This window comes from Psychrobacillus mangrovi, assembly GCF_037104765.1.
GTDB classification, from domain to species: domain Bacteria; phylum Bacillota; class Bacilli; order Bacillales_A; family Planococcaceae; genus Psychrobacillus; species Psychrobacillus mangrovi.
In genome coordinates this window covers 47,735-70,591 of the sequence record NZ_JBAWSY010000009.1, presented here as the reverse complement: position 1 = coordinate 70,591, position 22,857 = coordinate 47,735, and the positions used below count along the sequence as shown (strand labels likewise).

The following is a 22,857-nucleotide window of genomic DNA, read 5'->3' as shown; positions in this document are numbered from 1 at the left end:
GGATGCTATTGCCCATTATTCCTCTAGATAACCCAGTCCTTGCAATAAAACAGCAAATCTACCAGAAGCCCACAAATCAGTATAAATGCTATTGCTATAAAACCACATTTTTTATCTTCTAAGTCTTAGGTCTTAGTAAAATATAATTCTTAGGATCAATGTGGAATATTTTTCTATTTTCTACAATAAAGAAGAGCCATAAATGTTAAATAGAAGGGAGTTCCCAAATAAAAATTAAGTTTTCGTAAATTTTTTTAAGTTTTTAATCAATTAAGTTATTAGTATTGCATTTATGTTAGGATTTTATTGGTACAAATTTGTCATTTTCAGGAGGAATTATTTCTATGTCATTATTCACCAAGTGGGCTTTTAGTAACAAAGCAGCCGTATCCGTATTAACCATTTTAATATTAGTAATCGGCGTTGTTAGTTACTTTAGATTGCCAATGGAATTTTTACCATCTGCTGATAATCCACAAGTTACGATTATCACAATGGGTCAAGGAACTGACTCCAAAACAATGGAATCAGAGGTAACCACCCCGATTGAAAGAGCAGTTAATGGACTGAATGGAAAAACATCCGTTTTTTCAAGAACTGGAGACGGATATTCGAAAGTAGATCTAGTCTACGAGTCAGGCTATGATATGAAGCAAGCCAAACTGGACGTACAAGATGCATTAAGTAATGTAAATTTGCCTCAGACTATAGCTAAGCCAATTATTTCACAACTAAATACATCAATGATTCCAATTGTTAATATTGCAGTCACCTTTGATGAAGGAATGACTACAGAAAATATGGATTTTGCACGTAACGAACTCCAAACTAGATATCAAGATATCAAAGGGGTTTCTAGCGTTGAGATTTATGGAATAACAGATTCTGTCATATCCGTTAAGATTGATGATGAAAAAATGGCTGACAACCAAATTTCTCTACAAGCAGTTATGGGTATTCTAAATGGGCAAAACACCGCTGTAGCTGTTGGCGAGAAAAATATTGATGGAAAAACAAGTAATATTAAAGTGATCGGCGATTTAACAAGCATTGAAAAATTAAAAGGATTGACTGTAGCACCTGATGTAACGCTTGGGGATATTGCAACAATTGAAGAAACAAAAGATGCGAACTTCGTAAGCCATTTCAATGGTAAGGATAGCTTAGATATAAGCATCACAAAAGATAGTCAGTCCAATGCAGTGACTATAAGCAAAGAAGTTGCAAAAGTTACAAAAGAAATCAATGAAAAGTATGATCAGCAGGAATCCACTCTTTACATATCCTCTGCTGATTTAGTAGAAAATTCCGTTCATACAATGATAAAAGAAGTTCTTCTCGGTGCACTGTTTGCAACGATTGTCATTATGCTTTTTCTACGTAATATCCGTTCGACTTTTATTACCATTGTTTCAATTCCATTATCACTATGCTTCACATTATTCCTACTGTCGATGTCAGGAGTGACATTGAACATTTTAACACTTGGAGGAGTAGCTGTTGCAGTTGGTCGTCTAGTGGATGACAGCATAGTTGTTATCGAAAATATTTTCCGTAAAATGCAAACAGAGAAATTCTCCGTCAAAATGGTTATTGATGCTACTAAGCAAGTTGGAGTTGCGATCACTGCTTCTACATTAACAACTGTTGCAGTTTTCTTACCAATGAGTTTATTGAATGGCGGACTTCAGGACTTCCTACTTCCATTCGCATTAACTGTTACCTATTCGTTACTTGCCTCTTTAATCGTGGCGTTGACTGTTGTTCCATTAATGAGTGCCGGGCTATTAAAGAATGCAAAAATTCCAGAACATAAACCAGCTGTTCATTTTCCAAAAGCAGTAACATGGTCTTTAAATCATAAATGGATTGTGTTTACAATTTCTATCCTTCTGTTTGTTGGTTCCATAGGAGCTTACTTTGCGATTCCAAAAGGTGCAGTTGATAACTCATCTGCAGATTATGTTGTGGCTACGCTGAGCTATCCGAATGATACACCAATTGATGAAGTAAAAGAAAATACGTTTGAACTTGAATCCTCTATACTAGCAATGGATGAAGTGAAATATGTGTTTGCACAAGTAGGTTCTCCAGCAGAAGCAGCACAATATGGCTATGTTGGATCTCCGACAGAAGCATCCTTTAGTATTTTATTGGACGATAAAAAAGATACGGATGTCATCGTAAAAGAAATGGAAAAGAAAAAAGATCAATACACTGATGCCAAATTAGAAGTAAATACAGCCAGCTTCATGATGGGCGGAGGAAGTACGAATATCACCATAGATGTTGTAGGTGAAAATATAACTGACCTTGAAAAAGTTGCAACGACTGTTAAAGAAAAAGTGCAGAATATTGATGGCGTAGAGGAAGTAACGACCAACCAAGATGAAAAGAAAACAGTATACTCTCTCGTTGTGGACCCGACGAAAGGAAATACACAACAAATCGCACAACAATTAGGTGTCATGTTAAATAAAACACCAATTGGTACGATTAATATTAACGAAAAACAAAAACCTGTATTCCTTGAGCCTGTACTTGATACAAAAACACCAGAAGACTTGGAGAACATACAAGTTATGACCGATACTGGCCTAGTCCCTGTATCTGATCTCGCTACCTTACAAAGTGAAGAAAGTTCAACGAGCCAGTTTCATAAAGATGGGGATGCTTATCTTCGTGTAACAGCTACCGTTGATCCTGCAAAGTTATCGGAGATTTCAAGCGCAGTAAGCTTAGAGATACTTGGCGATAAAAAGAACAACGAAGGCATGGATATTCCAGAGAATGTCGAAGTTCTAATAGGAGGAGCAAGTAGTCAACAGTCCGAGGATTTTACAGATTTATTCCTTATCATGCTTGTTTCCATTGGAATTGTATTTTTAATAATGGTCATCACATTTAAGTCCATTAAAGCACCGATTGCCATTCTTTGCTCGCTTCCACTTGCTGCAATTGGAGCAATCTTAGGAATACTTATCAGTCGAATTCCAGTTGATATCACAGCACTTCTAGGCGCGTTAATGCTAATCGGTATCGTCGTAACAAACGCGATTGTGCTTTTAGATCGAGTAAAACAAAATGAACAAAAAATGATTATTCGTGACGCTCTTGTTGAAGCAACAGCAACAAGAATGAGACCAATCTTCATGACTGCAATCGCAACCATCTGTGCAATGCTTCCATTGTTAATGAAAAAAGCAGAAACAGGAAGCTTAGTATCGCAAAGTCTTGCAATTGTTGTAATCGGAGGGTTAGCTATGGCAACAATGTTAACGCTGATTGTGATTCCATGTATATATGAATTGCTTTACTTTAGAAAATCTAAGAAGCAGCGTGTTAGTCAAGCTGCGGAGCAAGATGCTTCACTTGAATCAACAGTCGAATAAAAATATACCAGACCATAGCTTAAATGTTATGGTCTAGTTTTTCAATAAAAATTAACGTGAAGGTCTTGCTTCTTGACAATTAGGACATTTTTTTTGATTACTACCTTTGAACTTTGTAAAAGTCTTTTCAAAATTATTTCCGCAAGAACATTTAAACAGTAGTTTTTGCGAGTATCCTACGTATTCAGTTGAAAGTAATACACTATCTGAATTCTTTTTTACATAATCACGTATTTCTTCAATCGTCCACTTTTTATTCATTTTGACACCTCCGTTACGAATTTGGAAAAATTTACAGTATGGGAAACATAGCTTGCTTATGTACATAGATACCAATTATATCATCACTTGACTACCTTGTCTTAAACTCAAATAAAAAGATGGGAGCATTAAACTCCCATCGTTTTTATTAATTAGTACTTATTATTTTTTCTTTGCGCTTGTGCTTTTTGGTTTGCTTGAGCGTTTTGTTGTTTTACTTCTTGTGCATTTGTTTGACTCTCTTGAGAAACTCCAAATTCAGATCCAAATTCAGCTTGAGAAGCATTTTGATTTGCTTGAGCATTTTGTTGTTTTACTTTTTGAGCATTTGTTTGACTTTCCTGTGGAAGATTGTTTTTATTGTTGTTTGCCATTTTTTCTTCACCTCCATAAAAATTATCTTTGCCAAAACAGAGGTAATTATTAATAGCAAATGTTGGAGTGTGACTAATTAAGTTTTTTAAGACAAATTTAATTCATACTAATAGTGAAGAGAAATTAAGTAATTTTAAAACAATCGAGGAACTCATCAATTTTGAGTTCCTTGATCGAAAGTATTTAATCTACTACTGGCAACCAACCTTTTACATTCATCAATCTGTTCCATAATGGATCTGGAATTACTAATTTTTCCTGATCTTTTCTAGATAAAGTTGTACGGATTTCTTCTATTTGCCCAGCTTCCACTTTTTCAATCCATTTTGGCTCCATTAATAGTTCGCGGCCTAAAGCAATTAAAGGGATGCCTGCTTCTAACGCTTCCACTACCTCATCTGGCGTGTGTAGTGAACCTACACCGACTATTGGAACTCGACTTCCAACTGCTTCATGAATTTTAATAATCCTAGATTCAGATTCATTTTTATCACGGAAAGACCCATTCCAAAATGTGTTTACAGAAATATGTAAATAATCAAGGGATTGATCCGCTAATTTATCCACAAACTGAAGAGTATCTTCTAATGTTATTCCTGGATTTGTTCCTTCTTCAGGTGAGATACGATAACCAACAATAAATGGTTTCTTAGAATGTTCAGCAACAATTTGTTTTACAGATTGTACGATAGCTAACGGGAACTTCATGCGATTTTCAAGCGATCCACCCCATTGATCATCTCTTCGATTCGAATGTGGTGAGAAGTATTGCTGTAGTAGATACGTATTAGCACCGTGAATTTCAACACCGTCAAAACCTGCTTCAATTGCTCTTCTTGTCGCTTCACCAAAAGCTTTAATAGTATTTTGTATTTCTTCTTCCGACATTTTACGAGGTACTGGTGAACCTTCTCTTTCTGCTGCAACAGCACTTGCCGATACAGGCTGTTGATCTGGTAATAACTCTGGTGGTGACTGTCTTCCCCCATGGTAAATTTGGATAATTGCTTTCGTTCCATTTGATTGCATGGTTTCAGCTAATTTCTTCAATCCTGGAATGAAAGAGTCATCGTCAACACTAAACTGCCCTGGAAATCCTTTTCCATCCTTGCTTACATAGGCACATGCTGTAATAAATGTCCCAACGCCGCCAGAACGCTCTTTGTAATAAGCAAGTTCTGCTTCAGATACTTCTCCGTTATCGTGGGAAGAATAATTGGTCATTGGTGCGACCATAATACGATTCTTTACTTCTACCCCAGAAGGAAAGGTAAAGGATTGAAAGATTTGTTCATATTTCGTATTCATATGTAGTCCCCCTATCATTTTAATATATTCAACTATTACCATACACTTTTCATTCTTTTATGTCTTGAAAAAGGTTTCAGTAAATCTTAACTTAGGATGGGTTTTGTTTAATTTTGTTATACCCTTAATCAAATCACTAAAAAAACAAAAAAGCCACAATCAACGAATCAAAGCGACGAATGAAAACTTCGAAGATACAATTTAGCTCCCACCCAATCGTACAAGAATTTTACCATTTTCTAAAAAACACAAAAAAATCACCTCCATCTAGAAAGATGAGATGATTTTTTGTGTTGTTTTCTAAATTAGAAAGTAATAACTCCGAAGATAATTGCCGCTATAATCATGACAAAACACGACCCTAGTGCCCACTTAAAAATAAACTTTTGATGGTCTCCAAATTCCACACCAGCCATACCAACAAGTAAGTAAGCTGATGCCATTAATGGACTCATCGCATGAACTGGTTGTCCTAGTATAGATGCACGCGCAATCTCTACTGGATCCACACCATAAGCAGCCGCAGTTTCAGCTAAGATTGGCAACACTCCGAAATAGTAAGGATCATTTGCCATAAAATAAGTAAACGGAATACTTGTTACAGCTGTAATGACCGCAAAAGACGAACCTAAAGATTCTGGAATTACTGCAACTAAGCTATTGGCCATCGCATCAACCATTTCTGTTCCAGATAAAATTCCTGTAAAAATACCGGAAGCAAAAACTAACCCAACAACTGCAAGTACATTTCCTGCATGATTAGATATTCTTGCTTTCTGGTCATCTAGATTTGGATAGTTAATCATAAGCGCTATAACAAAGGCAATCATGAATAAAGTAGATAAAGGTAATACAGAAGTAACCAAACAAATAATAAGTGTAATAGTTAAAGCAAGATTGACCCATAACAGTTTCGGACGCTTATAGTCTTCCACTGCTGAAGTTGCAGCTAGTTCACTTATAGCAAGCATCTCTTCCTTTGAATATTGAATCTGGGCAATTCCCAATCTTTTGCGCTCTTTTTTCCCAAGAATAAACGCAGTAAATAAAGTCCATAATAGACCAGCGGCCATAACAGGGATAAGTGGTGTAAACACATCTGCTACATCAAGCTGCAGTGCTGCTACTGCTCTAGCTGTTGGTCCTCCCCAAGGTGTCATGTTCATAACACCAAATGAAAGCATCGCAATACATGTTAATATTAGCGGATTCATTCCAATACGCTTATAAAGTGGAAGCATTGCTGATACTGTAATCATATAAGTTGTCGTTCCATCACCATCAAGTGCTACAAGCATCGAAAGGATAGCTGTACCTAAAACAATTTTTAATGGATCTCCCTTAACAACCGCTAAAATTTTTGAAACAAGCGGATCAAATAAGCCCGCATCGATCATTACACCAAAATAAAGTATAGCGAACATTAACATAACACCAGTCGGTGCAACTTGCTTAATACCATCTAGCATCATCTCACCGATGCCTGGTCCAAATCCTCCTAGTAACGCGAACAAAATTGGTATCGCAACTAATGCTACCATCGCAGACATTCGTTTTGTGATGATTAAAAACATAAATACGGCGATCATTGAAAAACCTAAAAGCGCTAACATACTATTCCTCTCCTTACTGCTTTTCCACAATTGTAATTTATCAAATAAATTTAATAATTTAGATATTGTTTATACAATATAGAATAGTAGTAAGCGCATGTAAACGTTTACAAAATATTATTATTTAAATACTTTAAAGCTATTTCGTTCATTTAATCCATAATCTGATAATTCTTTCATTTAAGACCTAATATATATGGTGGATAAAGCTCTCTCTCAATAATCCAAAGTTCCAAATGGCAAAACTCATTATGAATGGTCTATAATGCCTTTACCGGTCTTTCAAGAACCTCCTGTCTACCAAATAGATACCTTAAAAAAATCGGCACGATGAATAATATGAAAAAAACACGAAACAACTGATAGGCGGCAACCATTGATACATCTGCATGGACAGCATGAGCCGTAACACCCATTTCTGGTAAACCACCTGGAGCTATACATAAAAATGCAGTTGTCATTGTAATCGGATAGATCATATGTAAGCCGTAAGCTAAAACGAGAGCAAAACCGACAATCAATAATCCAGAAATAAACGAATATGGCAGTAATTTTTTCCAATTTTTCAACATATTAATTTTGATTCCAATACCAAAATAAATACCTAGAGAAAGTTGTGCAAGTACGATAAAAATGGGGGGTAGATTAGGTGTTTCAAAGCCACTTACGGTTAAAATTGCTGATGATAGTAGAGGCCCAATAATCAATGGAGCTGGGCATTTGAAGCGAACTGCACATGCAGTAATAACTAGAACAATCGCAATAACCGTAATAACCTGAAAAAAATTACCGTATCCAGTTTGCGTTACTAGATCGATTGTAGGTTCACTTTTTTGTGTTCCACCACTTGAAAATGCATGAATCGATAGTGTTGGTACAATGAAAATAACTGTTAACATTCTAATTGTTTGCATGAATGTAACAACTGTTGAATCTGCTCCCTTGATCTCTTCGCTCAGTACAACCATTTGGGATAGACCACCTGGTGTCGTCCCCATCACAGCACTTGGAATATTAATGCCAGTTAACTTTGAAACAAAAAAGCACTTGCAAGTCCAAAAACTACCATTAGTATGGTAATAATAGCCATTGATGGCAACTGGTCTACAATCTGTCTCGCACTAGCAATCGTAAACGATAAGCCCATACTATAACCTAATAACATTTGGCCGCCATTTCTAAAACTTACCGGCCAATATAAATCCCGTTTTGATAGTAGCTTCCAAATCAACACAGCTGTTAATGGCCCTAACATCCATGACAATGGTAAATTTAATAGTGTGAATATAAATCCACCTAATATGCCACTTAGTAAAGTTTCTACAAATTGAAGTTGACTTTGTTTTCTTGTATTTATCAACTTTGAAATCAATGTAAAAGTCATGATGCCCTCCTATACTTACAACTCAGCTACATACGTAACAAAACGAGGCTGCCCCGGGTATTGTTATAACTCTCAACCAACTTGAATAATACGGTGGAAGTGAAGTGTTAACACATATGTCCCCAAGTCAACCTCGAAATAAGATAATTTCAATACCATAACAGCTTCTATAAAATAATCATAAAAAAAGACAACTTTCGTGAGGATTATTCACTTGCCTCATTCCTAGCTTTTTAGATTCGAGCCAAGTAGTTTTGTATACTTTTACCAATACCGTATAGCTATTAAAATAAGAAGTAAATAATACGAAAGATTTTTTCATTAAATTCATTTAAATTATTATGTTTATTCTGTTCAAAAAGTATTAGTCTTCACCATTAACATTCATTAAGTCCTCATACATCTTACCCTGCTCTTCTAGAAATTTAGAAGTTTCACTACTATTCATATAATAATCTTTCCACATATACTTCTGTAGCGTTTGTTGCCATTCTTCTGTTCGTACCATTTTTTCAAATGTCATATCCCAAAATTGAATTTCATCCTTCGTCATATTAGGCGGCCCCATAATACCGCGCCAATGTTCAAAAACTAATTCAATTCCTTCTTCTGACCATGTAGGGATTTCAGGAAGTTCTTTTAATCTATCATCAGATGAGATAACGAGCAGTTTCACTTGATTTAAATCATAATACTCTTTAGCCTCTGCTAAAGTCATTGTCGCAACATCTATTTGCTTTTTTAATAATGCATCAACTACTTGAGCACTATTTTCGTATATAAAAAAATCAAGTTCTTCGGGTTGCACTCCAACTTGTTTGCTCGCTAATACAAAAGAGAGCTGATCGTCATTCCCTAATCTTGGAGAAACACCAATTTTATAATCATGAGGTGTTTCTTTCAAATTTTCCATTAAGCTTTTTGCACTGCTTATGCTTGAATCTTTCGGAACTATAACAACCTCCCATTCTGTAGCCAGAATAGCGATTGGTGTAAAATCTTTATAAGTTATCTTACTTTGACTTAATAAATTATTAGTAATGAGCAAGCTTGAATTGATGGCTAATACATGATCTTTTTGCTGTTTTGTATATTTCCAACCTAATTCTCCACCAGCTCCAATTTTATTCAGAACACGAATATCTTCGTCAATTAAGTTTTCACTCATTAAAACGTCTTGTATCGCTCGTGCTGTTAAGTCCCATCCTCCACCAATAGAGCTTGGAGCAATTATCGTTACTTCATCTGTAATCACTTCTTGATTCCCTTTTGGTGAACACCCGGTTAAAGCCGTGACAAAAAGTGCAAAAACGATAATAATTTTTTTCCTCATTGTTCATCCCTCGTTAACTTAATCAAATAACCTCTGCGTATTTGAGCTCAGATTTTCAACTTTATTCAACAGGTGCTGTGGTCCCATCACAACATGCAAGAAGTGGTAGACTTCTGCCGAATGTTTATTGAATTCTACTAGTTATTCTACAAAGTAATATTTCCTCTGAGGTCTTCCTACAATTCCATATTCATGTTTTGCTGTGCAGACATTTACAGAAACAAGATACTCTAAATATCTTCTTGCAGTCGTTCGAGATGCCCCCATCTTTTCACTCATTTCATCGATGGAAACGCCTTTAAGTTCTTCCACTACCTCTTTTACTTTCTCTAAAGTATGGTGATCAATACCTGTAGGGAGATCTTTATGCATTATTGTTGATTGATTAGTGATTCCAAAGAATCGATCAATCATAGTCTGATCAATCTCATCACTAATACTAAGTAATTCTTTCTTTCTTTTATAATCTTCAATCGTTTCAACAAATTTCTTCATTGTTACTGGCTTTAATAGATAGTTAAATACACCATATCTGACAGCCTTCTCAAGCATTGTTCTTTCAGTTGCAGCAGTCACCATAATAATATCAATTATCGGATAACTCTCCCTGATTTTCGATAATAAATCAGTACCAAGTTCATCAGGCAAATAGATGTCTAGTAAAAGTAGATCCACTTCATTTTCACTTAAAAGATCCATTGTTTCTTTCGCATTTAGCGCTTTCCCGACCAGTTTTACACCCGTTATCTTTTGCAAAAACTGCTCTTGTACTTGTGCAATTCGAAAATCGTCCTCTGCTATTACAACCTTAATCACTTTATTCCACTCCTTACTCTATCCTAGAACCTTTTTTGGAAGGTAGACTGTAAAAATAGACCCTCCATTTCGTTCATTACTCACTTCAATTGTTCCACCGAATGATTCTACAATGCGCTTAACATTGAATAGGCCATACCCCCTATTTTCACCCTTAGAGGAGTATCCTAACGTAAACAAAGACTCTAACAAGTCTTCTGAAATTCCTTTTCCGTTATCCGTTACTTCTATAATAATATCGTTTCCAAGTCCCGTAATGGAAAAAGCCACTTTTTTCTCTTTCTGATTCGCAACTGCATCAAATGCATTATCGATGAGATTCCCTATAATTGTAACGATATCTGTTACCTCTATATGACTTGGTAAGGGATCTACATAACTATCGGCATCAATTTCAAGTAAAATTTTCTTTTCTGACGCTTTTCCAAGTTTACCTAACAAAATAGCTTGGACATTTGCATCATGAATCTGATTAAATAATATCTGATTTTGATGCTGATGAATGACAGACTCTTTTTGAATAAATTCTAATGCATCCTGATATCTTTCTAAATGTAATAATCCTGATAACAAATATAATTTATTGGCGTACTCATGTGTTTGCGCACGAAGTCCGTCCGAATAATCACGAACCTCTGTTATTGTATTCATAAGCTTTTTTAATTCAGTTTTATCCCTGAAACTAGAAACGACACCTACAACATTCCCATTTTCAATAATCGGGATTAAATTAAAGATAAAAATTTTATCGTTAATCAAGACCTCAACATTATGAGCAGTCTGTCCTGTCTGTAACACATCATCTATTTTTATATCCTGAAGGACATGCTGAATGTGCTTGCCTATAAAATCTTCTTCGTAGAGATTTAACATCGACTTTGCAGAATGATTAATTAAAGTTAATAATCCAGTATCATCAATAGCTATAATTCCTTCTTTGACGGATAAAAGAATTGCACTTCTTTCCCTATACAATGATGCAATTTCATGGGGTTCCAGTCCCAACGTATCTTTTCTAATACTTTTTGTTAGAAAAATACCGCCAATGATTCCCAGCAGTAAAACAATCAATGACGCAATAATAATGATTTTAATTCGTTGATATATACTCTGATAAATATCCTTTTCCAAAAACTCGACGGATACCGTTCCAATCACCTGAGTATATTCTCCATAATCCGCAATAATAGGGACCTTCCCAGTTATAACTGAACCTTGCTCTCTTTCAACTTCAAAATTGTTAGAACCACCAAAAATTAACGCCTGATAACTTGTGTGGTCTAAACTCTTCTGACCGACCAGGCTTGGATTTACGTGTGAATAAATGATTCCCTCACGATTTTCGATGATAATATTTGCCGCATGCACCTGATCTTTAACTTGCTCCGCTATTGGTCGAAAATGGGCTTCTATATCCTTTTCTTCAATAGCATCCCTAAGCTCAGGCATAAGAGAAATCGTCTTAGCCGATTGCAAAGCTAATTGTTTCACTTGATTCCTTGTATCAACAGTTTGCAAGTAAGCAAATATGCTTGCGAGAAGAATAATAATTAAAAGAATTAACGAACTAATTAGCCCTAATATTTTTGTTTGTAATGGAATATTTTTCATATTATTCATTGTCATAACTCTTTTCTAATATAGCTATTATTCTAATATAGCATTTCATCAAACTAATTTCCTCTTAACTACAAAGAGTCATGGAAGCAAGATGAAAAAGAAGATGATTCAAGTTATTGGAAATATTAAAGATACCTGATTTTCAGACACAAAAAAACCTCCTAATCATAATTGATTTAGAAGGTTCTTTATCTTTACCAGTAGGTCCTGATTCAGTGGTCCAGAATGGTTTAATGCGAAGAAAAAAAGCAGACCAGCAACGACTAGCTGATCTTTTTTTTCTGATTATAGGATAAAACTTACAATTACTGCTGATAGTACGCTCACTAACGTTGCTCCGTATAAAAGTTTCAATCCGAATCTAGCTACAACGTTTCCTTGTTTTTCATGAAGTCCTTTTACAGCTCCTGCAATGATTCCAATTGAAGAGAAGTTTGCAAATGAAACAAGGAAAACTGAAATGATTCCGATTGATCGTTCACTTAAGCCTGACCCTAAGTCATTTAATGAGAGCATCGCTACGAATTCGTTCGTAACTAGTTTGGTAGCCATAATACCGCCTGCTGTTACTGATTCTGAAACAGGGATTCCCATTAAAATCGCAAATGGTGCAAAGACATATCCAATAATTTCTTGGAATGAAATTCCGAATATCATATCAAATACGCTATTTACTCCTGCCATTAGTGCAACGAAACCAAGTAACATCGCCGCAACTATGATTGCTACCTTGAATCCATCCAGAATATATTCGCCTAGCATTTCGAAGAAGCTTTGTTTTTCTTCTTGCACAACAAGGAGATCTTCTTCTTCGGTTACAGTGTATGGATTAATAATTGAAGCAATGATGAATCCTCCAAATAAATTAATCACGATTGCAGTTACGACATATCTCGGTTCAACCATCGTCATATAAGCTCCGACAATTGACATCGATACAGTAGACATCGCTGACGCACTTAGTGTATATAGACGTTGAGGAGATAATTGTCCAAGCTGTTTTTTTACGGTAATAAATACTTCAGATTGTCCAACAATAGCAGATGCTACTCCGTTGTAAGATTCCAATTTACCCATGCCGTTTACTTTACTGAGTGCCCAACCAATCCATTTCATAATGAAAGGAAGAACTTTAATATGTTGCAGAATTCCAATCAGAGCCGAAATGAATACGATTGGAAGTAAAGCAGTTAAGAAGAAAGGAGCCTGTCCTTCATTCGCAATGCCAGCAAATACAAAATTGATTCCTTCATTTGCGAATTCTAGTAATTTTGCAAACCCGGCTGCGACTCCCTCAACAATTATCAATCCAAATTTGGTATTCAGTAATAAAAAAGTTAATATTAACTGAATAACGATCATTTGGATAATTGGTCTGATTTTAATTTCTTTACGATTGTTACTTGCAACCCAGGCAAGACCTAGAACAACAATTAAGCCTACGATTGAGATTAAATAATTCATTAGATGCCTCCACAAAGATGTATTGTTAAAAGGTTGAACGTCTGACATTCAACTTATTAAGTATACAATGATAACTTCTCATGTCCAAATACTAATTTTTACATGTTACAAATAGCTGATAAAAAAATATAATATTTTAATTTCATTTTGCTTGAGTCAATTTAATAAGACAGGAGTTAACATCAAAATCCGAACAAGGTTGATTTACGCAACAGTCGGACGCTTTCCGCATCAATCAACGAAAGTAAAATTTTTATTATCGCTAACAAGTCAATATATTTTTATTGAAAATGTTCCCTTTTAAAATTAGAAAAAAGTAATTATGAAATCGCTTAATTTAATAATGTTTTTCTCTTCTTTTCAAAGCCATGAATTCATTTATACAATAAAGGTAAATTTCCAAATAAAATGAATTAGTTAATACATACCTACCAAAATAACATAAAAGCCTTTAATAAGGCTAACAGAAACCACTGATTATTTGAGGATACAACATATGTCTGGTTGCGAATTGCAAAGAATCAGAAGCTCAGCAAGGACCACCACTTCGCTTTCCGTGGGCTTGGCTTCAGCCTCCTAGGCCAACACGATGTTGGTCATGCAATCGTTGCCGCAGGATGCGGCGAACTTAGATTGCCTTCCCCTTTCCTGCGGTGTCTTCTGCTCAAGCTATTCCCACAGGAGTCTTCGTGGTGGTCCTTGCCTTAGAAACAATTCCTAATAGATATTCTACTATCTTACCTATAATTGAATAAGTGAACCTCTTTAGGAAGATTTCACCATTATTAATAACCGTTTATAAAAATACTTTTGTCGGCAAGCTGAAGCCTCTCCTGAAATAGGAGAGGCTTTTTCTATAGAATAATTGGTGGAAAGTGTGAACGCGTGTCAATTGCTACACAACTAAAAAAGCTACGATCACCAAATCATCTTCGGTAATCGTAGCTTTTAACCTTCATTAATCATGCAATTAAATGTATACATTAATAGAGCCGTTTCAATATATATGCTTCTATATTCTAACTACTATTGTCGTAGCTTCTAGGAAGTCATAGAAACTATTTTACCTTCTCTACGTTCTTTAGCTTTTTGAGCTGTAGCTGTGAACAATACGTCAGAAGATGAATTTAGTGCAGTTTCACAAGAATCCTGAATAACACCGATGATAAAACCAACACCAACAACTTGCATTGCAACATCATTTGGAACGCCAAATAAACTACATGCTAACGGGATAAGTAAAAGTGATCCGCCCGCAACGCCTGATGCACCTGCAGCAGAGACAGCTGCTATCACAACAAGCATGAGTGCAGTCATAAAATCTACTTCAATACCAAGCGTATTTACTGTAGCAAGAGTTAGCACAGCAATTGTAACGGCTGCACCACCCATATTAATAGTAGCACCTAGAGGAATTGACACTGCATAAGTATCTTCATCTAAGCCAAGTTTTTCACATAATTTCATATTAACTGGAATATTTGCAGCTGAACTACGTGTAAAGAATGCATAAATACCACTTTCTCTTAAAACCATAAAAACAAGTGGATAAGGATTTTTTCGCGTATAAATGAACACGATTAACGGATTCACTACAAGCGCGATAAACAACATACATCCAACTAAAATTAATATCAATCTACCGTATTCAAGTAAAGCAGAAAAACCACTTGTTACAATTGCACTGTAAACAAGCCCCATAATACCAAGTGGTGCAAAACTAATCACCCATTGTACTACTTTAGTGATTGCATCCGAAAAATTACCTAACATGTCTTTCGTATTTTGGTTTGCATTTTTTAATGCAACCCCAAGAACGATTGCCCACATTAATATGCCTAGATAGTTAGCATTTATTATTGCATCAACTGGATTGGCAACTAAGTTAAATAATAAAGTTTCAAAAACCTCACCAATACCTTCTGGTGGAGAAACGTCTTGTGCACCTGTTGTCAGTGTTAGCGTAGTTGGTAACATAAAGCTTGCAACTACAGCGACAGCACCTGCTAGGAATGTACCAAGACCATAAAGAACAATAATCGATTTCATATTCGTTTTCTTACCACTTTTATGTACGGCAATCGCATGCATCACTATGAATAATACTAATATTGGCGCAACTGCCTTTAATGCACCGACAAATAAAGAACCAAAAATGGAAATCCAACTTGCAGCATCAGGAAGTGTTAAAGCTAAGATTAGACCAACAATAATACCGATAACAATCCTTTTTACTAGGCTCACTTGATTCCATTTAACAATTAAATTTTTCATTACACTCTCCCCCAAAATTTTCTTAAATCTTCCATGATAAAAAACTCACATTCACTTCTCCCCGTTGAAATAAGATGTACTTATTTTATCATTAAGTCGACTGATATTTTATTTTAACACAAATTTTCTGAATTGCGAGATGGTTTTTTCTGTTAATATATTTTTTGGAATTTCTTATAAAATCGTCGAGTGTTAATTGCTATTTTAGGAGAATATGTACAGTGCAAGGTAAGGACATCATGAAGACGACAAAAAAGCTACAATTACTGAATTCTCTACATCCTAAAATATCCACATGTTAAATTTTTCACAAAGTTGTGATATATAAAAATACTATGATAAAATAAAATGAAATTAATTCCATAAAAAGTATAAAAAAGTATAAAAACATACTTTGATATTTAGGTAGTTGAAGTAAAAGAAGGCAGTTAACACGTATAGTCATGACCCAAAGACGAACACGTTTTGAAAATTTAATAGTTTAAGAGGTGGTTTGAAGTTGATAACGGAGAATAAAGAGCAAACTATATTTGATCACGTTGGAAATAAAATAATTACAGATAGAGAGATTGACATAGTCACTAGATTAGAGGAGCCATTGATAGTGCTTTTAGGAAATGTTTTAAGTAACGAGGAGTGCGATGAACTAATCCGATTGTCTAAGGACAAAATGAAACGTTCAAAAATTGGCACGACACGTGAAGTAAATGAACAAAGAACAAGTAGTAGTATGTTTTTTGAAGAAAGTGAAAACGAAATTGTTGCTAGAGTAGAAAAAAGAGTCGCATCTATTATGAATATACCCATTGAACACGCAGAATGCCTTCAAATACTTCAGTATACGCCTGGTCAAGAGTATAAAGCTCATAATGATTTTTTTTCATCAACTAGTAAAGTAGCAAATAATAATAGAATTAGTACACTCGTTATGTACTTAAATGATGTAGAGCAAGGTGGAGAAACTTTTTTCCCTAAACTCAATTTTTCAGTATCGCCCAAAAAAGGTATGGCAGTTTATTTCGAGTATTTCTACAACGATCAAAATTTAAACGATTTAACTTTACATGGTGGTGCCCCAGTTATAACCGGTGAAAAGTGGGTCGCAACGCAATGGATGAGAAGACAGAAATTAAGATAAAAAGATTCTTTAAAAAACTTTTTTATTACAGAAACAATTTTTAACTCTAAGCCCTTATAGCACAAGATTTTTTGCACTATGATATTTATTTAGAGTTTTAGTAAAAGCCAAAATAGATAGTTTGAAGATGATGATGACACTGCAAAATAAATCAGTATTATTATCTGACTACTTAAGTGGAATATTCCAGTCACAATGTTCATTACTAGTAAACCTGTAACCTCAATACTTGAAAAAAGGAACATATGGACGTATACTAAGAATAACATGTGAGTACAATAAAAAAGACCGATTGATGTTAGTGCATCAATCGATCAATATAATAGTAGGTTCCCTTCAAGGGGATTGGCTATTGATTAGGTAGTAACCCATCAGAGCTCTCAACTCAAGGATGGGTTATTTTTTATGGTTAAATGAAAGTATTGATACAATCAATGCTGCGAACGCTATTGCAAACATTAATGCTTCGAATACTGTCACCGACACCACCCCCTTTCGAAATGGGAGTGAGCCAACCACCCTTGAGCTACCTGCTATTATCGCTCTATTATACCACACGTACGTTCTGTTCTTTATATTTTATTTCCAATCAATCTGTTATAATTTTTTATATAAAAAAGCCACGATTTTCGTATTAAGTCCCTGTGTAAGAAACAAACATGAAAATTACGAAATTCATGTTTGTTTGAATAACCAAGAATGTTTCTTACACAGGGTAGAGATTTACAGGGGAGTTGTTTAAAACTTCTTATTTCTCAAACAATGAAAGTTGCTTTTTCTCCCCAACGTAATGTAATGCTTCCGGCTGTTGATCGGCAAAAAATGCTTTGTTGATGTGCTGCTCCTTTTGGATGATTTGGTGAGCATCATTTTTTGCGAATCGTAAGCGACAGCTATATACTACTGGAAAATAGTCTGCTATAAACTTTCCTTCGGCGTGGGCAGTTAGTGCAATCATTTGAAAGCCTAGCTGCTCTGCAATATAAAATACGGGACTTAAAACGTGATCACTGGATGCTTTACCGAACGGATTGTCTAATATTAAAGTACGGTCACGTTTTGTATTCGATGGTCCACCTGCTTTTTCAGCAATGTATTTTAAAATACCTAAATATAGAGCCATGTTTTTACTCCAACTTTCGCCACCCGACCATTTATTCGATTGCTCCCAGCTATAAAAGTTAGAAGAAATTTGACGTTCACTTTCTACTTTACGGCATTTTACTTGCATTTTTTTATTACCCAGCACTTGCCGTAATAGTGGTACTGTTTGCAGATGCTTTTCTAAAAACTTACGGATTGTGGCTACATCTTCATTGCCAAATTCATCTCTATATTTATCCTGCTCAAGCGTAGTTAAAATCCAGTCAATATATTGACGAACTGCTTCTTTTGCTTCTTGCTCTTCCCATTCTGGAATCATAAATTGATAAATATATTTTGTTTCGTCTTCGATTCTAATACGTGTTTTCTTTGGAATTTCCAACAAATTATGGCGTACTCGAGCCAGTTGCTGCACTGCATACTGTATGATTTGTTGTTGATCTTTATCGAATTCTTGAATAGACGTATCCGCAATATGAATTGCTTGTTGAATCGTTTGATGAATGAGTTGTTGATGTGACGTAATTTCTGCATACGTGTGACGATTTTCAATTCCATCAATTGTTACTTTACTTAATTTTTTATCTTGTAGCTTTGCGCAAAAATCTCGGAATTTTTGCTTGTCGCGATTAATTTTTTGTTGCTGGTTTACCATAGCCTTTTGACGCACTGTTAGACTTGAAAATAACTGCTCCAATTCTTTTTTGTAGTCATAGTCAAAGGCTGTCTGCTGTTCACTTGATAAATTATGAAGAGGTTTTATTATTTTATTGAGTTGGTGAACAAAATATTGATCACGCAAGGTCTCTTCCACTATTTGAAAGCTTTTCGTTTGCTTAGTTTTACGCTTATGCTCTGCGTTTGTAAAAGTTAACTGCTTCTCATAATTTTCTAGCTCTAATTGTAATAATTGTTGGAGCTCTTCATTAGGAAGTGTTCGAATTGGCAATTCTTCTCCGTACTGCAACATTAGAACTTCTATTGTTGCCAGTAATTTTTGCAACTGTTTTTGCTTTTCATTTACTTGATGTTGCGGTTCAGTAAGTTCAGATTTCAAACGTTTTGTTTCTACTTGTAATTGGGTTACTTTTTCTTCTGCGTTAAATGGAAGTATGGCATTTACATCTAGTTGTGGATTCTCCGCAAGCTTTCTACTAAGGGCGAATTTATAATCACGATATAAGCGTTCATTCGTTTCGATTCGCTCATTTAAATGTTGGATGGTTGTTGAAATTTGTTTTAAAGCATCTTTCAGGTAATTATGTTCCAATTTTAATGCATGCTCGGACTTTGTTGTCACCTTTGCAGTGAGCCTGTCCTTTTCTATATAAATTCCATGCTGCAGAACCTTGGTTTCTAATTCAAATTGTAACCTCTGTTCCTCATCTTTCACATCGAGCCATTGTTGCTTTAAGTCTTGCTCTCTCATTCTGAGTTGCTCCACTTTTTTATGCAATCGATCCACTTCTTTAAGATCGAGCGTAAGTTGCGTTTGTAATGGCTTTAGCTTTCTTCCAATTTCCATATAGCTATGTGCTTTCGGAATTTGAAACTGCTGCAAGTTATTTAGTTCATCACTATCGCGATTTTGCAGACCTTTTGTTTGTTCTATTCTTTTTTGTGAATCATCTATTTTTTGCTCTAAAGTCTTATGGTCATAAATAGCTTTATTATAAGCTTTTGTAACGCTCTCGTAATTCTCCGTCAATTGCTTATATTCTTCATAAGGAAATTTTTGAAGGAAAGCCTGCAAATGACGTTCTACTTGTTCAACTGCAGCAAGTTTCGACTCAATTTCTTCTCGTTCGTTCTCTATTCGTTTTGCTTCTTCAAGGGAAGTACTCTTCCATTGACTAAAACTTTCTTTATTCGTATGCGCACGCCAAAACATCGGCGCAATCCATGATTCATCAAAAGGCTCGCCCTCGACAAGCAATCTGGCTTCCTCGCGTGCTAATATAATAATCGGTGTCGTTATCCGTTCAGCCACAACATGGACCTTATCAATTAACGGCTGCTTCTCAGTGGCTGTTGTAATAAGTGTAATTGCCCAAAATGGATATGCACTAGTTTCCGCTTCATGCTCTTTTCCAAGGGCCTGTAAGTATTCGACACCTGTTTGTATAAATGAAAACTGTGACCACTCTTGCATTTTCTCTACCAAATAAGGCTCTGCAAAAAATTGTTGTTGCCCCAAATAATCATCTAAATAACGTCTCGCTCTACGCTCAAGCACAAATTTCTCTGCGCGTTCTTTTTTTAATTGTGTTTGCTTATCTTGTAATTGATTCATATAACTGCTTGCACGATCATATACAGACGTAGCTGGACTAATTTGATTCAAAATAGTACGTAAAATTTCTTTTATTTGTAATTCTTGTGCTTGCTGGTCTTCTACTTTACCTTTAAGAATTTTACTTTGCACATGAAGCTCTTCTTTTTCGTTTCGTAACTGCTTTTCGTGTGCATCTTGCTGCATGAATTGCTGCTGCAGGGTTTTTATAAGTTCTTCATGCCTACGAATTGTTGTTTCCAGCTGCATTGAACGGCTTTCCCATTCTTTGATGAGCACTTCCACTTGCTCGTTTTCATTAGCGACTAACTCAAGCTTCAGCTTATCTAGTTGATTCGTTAGTTCTTTAATTAGCGTTTCATTTATCGTTTGGCGATTTCTAGCCTCTTGTTCTTTTTGTCGCATTGCTTGCAGTTCTTGTTCTATCTGCTTCGTTTCTTCGTCATTACGTCCAATGTGGTGATTTTTTTCCTGTAATCCTTTTTCTAGCTCCTCTTTTTGATTTAATAATAAATATAGCCACTGTCCCTTCACTAGCTCCAGTTCATTTTGTATATCAGCGATGTCTTGCTTATCATTTTCCAGTTGCAGTTGATTGCGTGCTTGCTCCACTGTTTCATTCGCTTGTTTCATCTTTGCTAAATCGATTGCATATTCTAAACTATGCTTTTCATGTAATGCAATCTCCAGTTTACTAGATATTTCATCTACTAATTCTTGAAAATGATTCAACTCTGAATGGACGTGTTGTTGCTTTTCTTGTTCCTCATAAATAGTCACGGCTGCTTGACGTTTTATTAGCTGCTTTTCGATTTCACTAAGCTCAAAAAGCCGTTCCTCGATTCCTTGCACATCTTTTTGTATATTTTCTTTTTTCTGTTGTAAATATTGATAATAGACAGCAGTTTGCTGTCTTTCATCTTCATAACTTGTGATTGCCTCATTATAGGTGCGAAAGCTGACCACATAACTATCTAGCTGTTCTTGCATCGCCTTATATTCAGTCTTTTTTTCATTAAATTCTTTGTATTTTTTTAAGTTACTTCGTTGTTTTTCAAATTGATCAGTAATACTAAGCGGATTAAAATACTTATCTGCATTTTCAACTGATGGAATGAGCAAACGGTCAAAAAGCTCCTGTGTGCCTTTACATTCCTCAAATACTTTTTCAATGCCACCTTCTGCACTATTCATAACAATCATATTTTCCCACTCTTCACGAATGATAAAATATTGTGTCTCTAAGTAATCCGTGAAGGCTTTTATAGACTGTGGAAATAGTTTCGCACGCATCGGAGTTTGCTGCACCATCTGTTGAAAATAATTATGCATTTCATCTTTACTAGCTGGATACTTCACACCTGCTTCACGCTTTGTAAATGGGATCTCAACAATGGAATGCTTATCACGTTCGCTATATTCATATACATAACGCAATGACTCTACTTTATTATTTTTTGTATATAAGGTCACTGCTGTCACCAAGTATTGGCGGGGTCGTTCATTTAATAACCATTCAATCGCAATATGCGCAGGACCTTCCTCTAAATAAAACGTTTCCTTAATTTGGCGATGTGACACCGTCGCTTGCGGAATAATTGCCTGCATCGCTGCTTGGATAAAAACCGTTTTTCCTCCACCATTTTCTAATAAGATCGCGCCATTCTGTGTATCAAATTGAAATATCTCATCATGGTATCGTTTAAGTCCTTGCTCATAAATCACGTTAGCAAAGCGAATTTTACTAATTGTCGGCATACACATCCCCCTTTAATCCATATAAAAAGTCAATAATGCCTCGATTGTATTCGGTATCCATAAAGAAATTTCCAATAATGACTTGTGCCTTCTCGGTTAGTTCAAATTCACCTATACCAGTCTCTACTAAAAGATCTTCATCACGTAGAAAACGACAAGTTGTATGTAAAAAGCTGACGCGGCTCATTGTATTGGCACTTTGACGCTTTGCTGATTCTTTCACGTCATCCAACCCGTCCCACTTTTCAATGAGCATATGCCAGCGATAGGAATATTCCTTTTCTTTTGCCTTGAGCACTTCTTCATCATATGTACGAAGTGTTTCCATTCTTTGATTGATGGCCTGAATCCATTCCTCATAAGTAATAAACGGTTTGGTCGGTACTACGGAATGAAATGAATTATAAAATTCACCAATGACACATATGGTTGCAAAATACATCAAATATAAATCATCATTTCGACCTTTCGATTTAAAATATTCACGTTTTAGGGTCTCATTCGTTACATGAAATGGAGACAGTTTTGTCGTTGGTACAAGTAGTACTTCATTGCCTACTTCAAGGCAAATAGTATCGACTTTCTGGCAAAACATTTCGACTAGTGAACGTAAATCCGTATCGATTTTGAATAAACGTGCTAAATCACCGCTAACTCGTCCCTCTAACGCAAGTTCGCTATACATATCGAAAGCGCGCAAGATTTTGTCCTGTTCATACAGCAT

Annotated in this window: 13 protein-coding genes and 1 pseudogene; 2 read left to right on the top strand and 12 right to left on the bottom strand. The window is 35.5% G+C overall.

Annotation, left to right across the window (positions count from 1 at the left end):
* Positions 1-344 precede the first annotated feature (344 nt).
* The gene (locus WAX74_RS12880) at positions 345-3,392 is read left to right on the top strand and encodes an efflux RND transporter permease subunit (protein WP_336498078.1); all 3,048 of its coding nucleotides are present in this window, start codon (positions 345-347) and stop codon (positions 3,390-3,392) included.
* A 51-nt stretch (positions 3,393-3,443) separates the two neighbouring features.
* Here WAX74_RS12880 and WAX74_RS12875 read toward each other — a convergent pair whose 3' ends face one another.
* The 10 genes and pseudogenes from WAX74_RS12875 to sstT all read right to left on the bottom strand — a co-directional run bounded on the left by WAX74_RS12875 (position 3,444) and on the right by sstT (position 15,840).
* Complete coding sequence (locus WAX74_RS12875; protein WP_336498077.1) at positions 3,444-3,653, bottom strand: hypothetical protein; 210 nt, start codon at positions 3,651-3,653, stop codon at positions 3,444-3,446.
* 152 nt (positions 3,654-3,805) lie between these two features.
* Positions 3,806-4,027, bottom strand: coding sequence for a gamma-type small acid-soluble spore protein (locus tag WAX74_RS12870; protein ID WP_336498076.1), 222 nt, complete (start codon positions 4,025-4,027; stop codon positions 3,806-3,808).
* Between the two features lie 184 nt (positions 4,028-4,211).
* Positions 4,212-5,336, bottom strand: a complete 1,125-nt coding sequence (locus tag WAX74_RS12865) for an NADH-dependent flavin oxidoreductase (protein ID WP_336498075.1) — start codon at positions 5,334-5,336, stop codon at positions 4,212-4,214.
* A 305-nt stretch (positions 5,337-5,641) separates the two neighbouring features.
* Positions 5,642-6,949: a CitMHS family transporter gene (locus tag WAX74_RS12860; RefSeq protein ID WP_336498074.1), complete on the bottom strand. Its 1,308-nt coding sequence runs from the start codon at positions 6,947-6,949 to the stop codon at positions 5,642-5,644.
* Positions 6,950-7,209: 260 nt separating this feature from the next.
* Positions 7,210-8,204: pseudogene (locus WAX74_RS12855) on the bottom strand (AbrB family transcriptional regulator).
* A gap of 493 nt (positions 8,205-8,697) precedes the next feature.
* Positions 8,698-9,666: a tripartite tricarboxylate transporter substrate binding protein gene (locus tag WAX74_RS12850; protein WP_336498073.1), complete on the bottom strand. Its 969-nt coding sequence runs from the start codon at positions 9,664-9,666 to the stop codon at positions 8,698-8,700.
* Between the two features lie 141 nt (positions 9,667-9,807).
* Positions 9,808-10,482, bottom strand: coding sequence for a response regulator (locus WAX74_RS12845; RefSeq protein ID WP_336498072.1), 675 nt, complete (start codon positions 10,480-10,482; stop codon positions 9,808-9,810).
* 18 nt (positions 10,483-10,500) lie between these two features.
* The gene (locus WAX74_RS12840) at positions 10,501-12,102 is read right to left on the bottom strand and encodes a sensor histidine kinase (RefSeq protein ID WP_336498071.1); all 1,602 of its coding nucleotides are present in this window, start codon (positions 12,100-12,102) and stop codon (positions 10,501-10,503) included.
* A 285-nt stretch (positions 12,103-12,387) separates the two neighbouring features.
* On the bottom strand, positions 12,388-13,566 hold the full coding sequence (locus WAX74_RS12835; protein ID WP_336498070.1) for a NupC/NupG family nucleoside CNT transporter: 1,179 nt from the start codon (positions 13,564-13,566) through the stop codon (positions 12,388-12,390).
* 1,041 nt (positions 13,567-14,607) lie between these two features.
* Positions 14,608-15,840 (bottom strand): serine/threonine transporter SstT, encoded by a 1,233-nt coding sequence (gene sstT, locus WAX74_RS12830; protein WP_336498069.1) that lies wholly within the window; start codon positions 15,838-15,840, stop codon positions 14,608-14,610.
* Positions 15,841-16,339: 499 nt separating this feature from the next.
* Between sstT and WAX74_RS12825 the strand changes: the two genes are divergently transcribed.
* Positions 16,340-16,978, top strand: a complete 639-nt coding sequence (locus tag WAX74_RS12825) for a 2OG-Fe(II) oxygenase (protein WP_336498068.1) — start codon at positions 16,340-16,342, stop codon at positions 16,976-16,978.
* Positions 16,979-17,726: 748 nt separating this feature from the next.
* Here the strand turns inward: WAX74_RS12825 and WAX74_RS12820 are convergent.
* Positions 17,727-22,133 (bottom strand): coiled-coil domain-containing protein, encoded by a 4,407-nt coding sequence (locus tag WAX74_RS12820; RefSeq protein ID WP_336498067.1) that lies wholly within the window; start codon positions 22,131-22,133, stop codon positions 17,727-17,729.
* Positions 22,120-22,857 carry a DUF6063 family protein gene (locus tag WAX74_RS12815; RefSeq protein WP_336498066.1) on the bottom strand — a complete coding sequence of 246 codons (738 nt, stop codon included), beginning with the start codon at positions 22,855-22,857 and terminating at the stop codon, positions 22,120-22,122. The genes WAX74_RS12820 and WAX74_RS12815 overlap by 14 nt, the downstream gene beginning before the upstream one ends.